At 61.1% G+C, this 1480-nt stretch carries 1 protein-coding gene; it reads right to left on the bottom strand.

From position 1 onward, the window contains the following. Nucleotides 1-1480, bottom strand: a 1480-nt coding sequence (locus GOW98_RS25485; RefSeq protein WP_170337394.1) for a bifunctional sulfate adenylyltransferase/adenylylsulfate kinase, incomplete at both ends; no start/stop codon positions are given.

Below are 1480 nucleotides of genomic sequence, written 5' to 3'. Positions count from 1 at the left end.
CGACGTGCACTTCGCAGAAAGCACCGAACTGTTCGATCTCTTCCCGAACCGCGCGGCGGGTGGTGGCATAGGGCGCGATCGGAGCACAGATGGCGATGCCGCCATTCTTGGTGATCTCGCTGGCCACATAGCCGATGCGGCGGATGTTCAGGTCACGGTGCTCTTTCGAGAAGCCCAGTTCAGACGACAGGTTCTTACGCACGATGTCACCATCCAGCAGCGTCACCGGACGGCCACCCATCTCCATCAGCTTGACCATCAACGCGTTGGCGATGGTGGATTTGCCCGAGCCCGAGAAGCCGGTGAAGAAGACGGTAAAGCCCTGCTTGCTGCGCGGCGGTTTGGTCTTGCGCAGCTCGGCCACAACCTCGGGGAAGCTGAACCATTCGGGGATTTCCAGACCTTCGGACAAACGGCGACGCAGTTCGGTGCCCGAGATGTTCAGGATCGTGACGTTTTCCTTGTCTTCGATCTCGTCATTCGGCTCGTATTGGGCGCGTTCCTGCACATAGACCATGTGCTTGAAGTCAACCATCTCGACGCCGATCTCATCCTGGAACTGGCGGAACAGGTCCTGTGCGTCATAGGGGCCGTAGAAATCTTCACCCTGGCTGTTCTTGCCGGGGCCGGCGTGGTCGCGGCCCACGATGAAATGGGTGCAGCCGTGGTTGGCGCGGATCAGGCCGTGCCAGACCGCCTCGCGCGGGCCAGCCATCCGCATCGCCAGATTCAGCAGCGACATCGAGGTGGTCGAGGCCGGGTATTTATCCAGCACCGCCTCATAGCAGCGCACGCGGGTGAAGTGATCGACGTCGCCCGGTTTGGTCATGCCAACGACCGGGTGGATCAATAGGTTGGCCTGCGCTTCCTTGGCGGCGCGGAAGGTCAATTCCTGGTGCGCGCGGTGCAGCGGGTTGCGGGTCTGGAAGGCAACGATGCGGCGCCAGCCCAGCTTGCGGAAATAGGCGCGCAGTTCGTTCGGCGTGTCGCGGCGACCGCGGAAATCATAGTGAACCGGCTGTTGGATGCCGGTCACCGGGCCACCCAGATAGACCTTGCCCGCCACGTTGTGCAGGTAGTTCACCGCCGGGTGTGCGTCGTCATCGGCGCCAAAAACCTTTTCGGCCTCACGTGCCTTATCCGGGGTCCAGCGGTCGGTGACGGTCATGGTGCCGAGGATGACACCTTCCTGATCGCGCAGGGCGATATCCTGACCCAGCTCAATACTGTCAGCAAAGTCTTCGCTGACGTCCAGCGTGATCGGCATCGGCCACAGAGTGCCGTCGGCCAGGCGCATGTTTTCGACGACGTTGTCGTAGTCCGCTTCGGACAGGAATCCCTTGAGCGGGTTGAACCCGCCATTCATCAGAAGCTCCAGGTCGCAGATCTGACGCGGGCTCAGATCCCAACTGGTCAGGTCGGCGGCCTCCACTTTCAGCTTTTGAGCCGAGTCATAAGATACATACAACTCGGAGATCGG

Source organism: Ruegeria arenilitoris (assembly GCF_013032445.1).
Taxonomy (GTDB): domain Bacteria; phylum Pseudomonadota; class Alphaproteobacteria; order Rhodobacterales; family Rhodobacteraceae; genus Ruegeria; species Ruegeria arenilitoris_F.
This window is presented reverse-complemented; position numbering and strand designations above follow the sequence as displayed.